Genomic DNA, 2,823 nt, shown 5'->3' on the forward strand with positions numbered 1-2,823 from the left:
GTCGGGCGTCACATCGCACATCACGTAGCCGCGCTGCGAATTGTGCCATTTGAGGCACTCGTTCTCGGCCTGGATCGCGACCGTGCTGGAGCGCTGCACCTCGCCATCGCCCCCCGAGGTGATCGAGGTCGAGACGAATTCGGTTGCGATCGGCGCCTTGCCGGGGCGCTGGCCGTCGATGTGGAGCTCGCCCGCATAGTTCTGGTGCTCGTCGCCGGTGAGCACGATCACGCTGTCTCGGCCGAGCTCGCTGATCTGGCCGAGGATGCGGTTGCGCGGCGTCATGTAGCCGGCCCAGCTGTCGAGGTTCTCGGTCCGGTCCGGCCCCGGCATGCGGTCGAGATCCATCATCATCACCTGCTGGGCGAGCACCTGCCAGCGGCTCTTCGAGGTGCGCAGTTGCTCGAACAGCCAGCGCTCCTGCGCCTGCCCCAGCACCTGCGCGTCGGCGGCGCGCACATCCTCGCAACCCACGCCCCAGCGGTCGCCGCAGGGCTGGTCGCTGCGATACTGACGCGTGTCGAGCAGGTTGAGGTCGATCAGGTCGCCATAGCGCGCCTGGCGGTAGATCTGCATTGCCGGCCCGATCGGCATCGACGAGGCGCGCAGCGGCATGTGCTCGTAATAGGCCTGCATCGCCATCTGCTGGCGCAGCTTGAAGGGCGCTGTCGGCGTGCCGTCCTGATCTTCGTGGCTGACCCAGTTGTTGTCGATCTCGTGATCGTCCCACACCACGAACCACGGCGCGACGGCGTGCGCGGCCTGAAGGTCGGTGTCCATCTTGTACTGGGCGTAGCGGCGCCGGTAATCCTCGATCGTGTAGATCTCCTGGCCGAAATGGTGGCGCACCTGTTCGACCGGGCCATTCCAACTGTTGTAGATGCGGTTCCCGCGATATTCGTAGATGTAATCGCCGTAGCAATAGACGAAGTCCGGCTCCTCGGCGGCGAGGTAGCGGTGCGCGGTGTAATAGCCCTGTTCGTAGGCCTGGCAGCCGGCGATCGCGAAGCGAACGTTCTCTATCGGCTGGCCGATCGCGGGCGTGGTCTTGCTGCGCCCCACCGCGCTGCGCTCACGCCCCGAGGCGAAGCGGTACCAGTAGGGGCGGTTAGGCTCGAGCCCTGCGACCTCGACATGGACGGCATGGCCCAGTTCGGGCCGCGCGATGGCGGTGCCGCTGGCGACAATGGTTTCCATCCGCTCGTCGCTGGCGACACTCCACTGCACCTCGACCGGGGCGGCGGGCATGCCATAGCCGATCTCGAACGGGTCGGGAGCAAGCCGGGTCCAGATCACGAAGCCATCGGCCAGCGGCTCACCCGAGGCGACGCCGAGCTGGAAGGGATACTGGCTGAACACCGGCGAGGCGATGGCGCGCATGCCCGCGAGCAGCGACAGCCCGGCGACGGCCGATCCGCCGAATGCCGCGAGTGCATAGCGGCGGCTGAGTTCGAGACGTCGGGTGCGCAGGTCTTTCATGGCTCGTATATCCTGAAGTTCGGGTGACTGCGTCCTTGCTGACCGTATGTTGCAGCTTCGTGGCCGGTCAGAAAGGGGATGCGAAAGGGCCGGTCGGCCCGCCTTTGGCGTCCCTCAAGGGAGCACAAAGCGAACCGACCGGCCCTTACAGGAGGCTGAAGAAGCGCTCGCCGCTCAGGCCAGAGCGACGTGCCGCTTCATGTGGTGATCGACATTGCCGAATTCGGAATCGAAGATCGTCAGGCGCTTGAAATAGTGCCCGATCGCATATTCGTCGGTCACCCCGTTGCCACCGTGGATCTGCACCGCTTCCTGACCGATGAGGCGCGCAGCCTGACCCACGCCGACCTTGGCCGCCGAGACGTGCCGCTTGCGCTCGCGCTCGGGCGTGTCGAGCTTGAGCGTCGCGAGATAGGTCAGCGAAACCGAGGTCTCGTAGGCGGTGTACATGTCGACCATGCGGTGCTGGAGCACCTGGAACTTGCCAATCGGCACCCCGAACTGCTTGCGCTGCTTCGAATATTCGAGCGTCATCGCATGGGCGACCTTCATCGCTCCGCAGGCCTCGGCGCATTGCGCGGCGATCGCCTCGTCGGTGACGCGTTCGATCAGCGGCAGGCCCGCGCCTTCCTCGCCGATCAGCGCTTCTGCGGGAAGGGCGACATTCTCGAAATAGACCTCCGAAGCGCGGCGGCCGTCGACGGTCTCGTAATCGCGGGTGACGACGCCATCGGCCGACTTGTCGACGATGAACACGCTGACACCCTCGGCATCGCGGCGATCGCCGCCGGTGCGCGCGGTGACGATCAGGTGATCGGCCCAAGGCGCGCCGATCACGACCGCCTTGTGACCGTTGAGCACGTATCCCGCGCCGTCCTTCTTGGCGGTGGTGGCAAGATCGGCATAGTCGTAGCGGCCCTGCGGTTCGGCATAGGCGAAGGCGAAAACCCGCTCGCCGCCGATGATCGCGGCAAGGTGGTCTTCCCTCTGCGCATCGGTGCCGGCGTGCTTCAGGAAGCCGCCGGCGCACACGACGGTGGGGACGAACGGTTCGACAACCAGTCCCTTGCCGAATTCCTCCATGACCACCATCGCATCGATCGCCCCGCCGCCGAAGCCGCCGACATCCTCGCTGAACGGCATGCCCAGGATGCCGAGCTCGGCCAGCTGCGACCAGATTTCGGGACGCCATCCGGCATCGCTCTCGATCGCCTTGCGCCGGGTTTCCCAGTCATATTGTTCGCGGACAAGGCGCGAGAGGCCGTCGCGCACCATGACCTGTTCTTCGGTGAAATTGAAATCCACGGATAGTCTCTCCCGCTGACCCGGCGCCTTAGAGGCCCA

2 protein-coding genes are annotated in these 2,823 nt (G+C 65.6%); both read right to left on the reverse strand.

The window, feature by feature from the left end:
* The coding region (locus V2I30_RS05925) for an alkaline phosphatase D family protein (protein ID WP_330661158.1) at window positions 1-1,479 on the reverse strand (1,479 nt) is incomplete at its 3' end.
* 174 nt (window positions 1,480-1,653) lie between these two features.
* On the reverse strand, window positions 1,654-2,823 hold a 1,170-nt coding region (locus V2I30_RS05930; protein ID WP_330661159.1), incomplete at its 5' end, for an acyl-CoA dehydrogenase family protein.

This window comes from Erythrobacter sp. (assembly GCF_036351135.1).
Taxonomy (GTDB): Bacteria; Pseudomonadota; Alphaproteobacteria; order Sphingomonadales; family Sphingomonadaceae; genus Erythrobacter.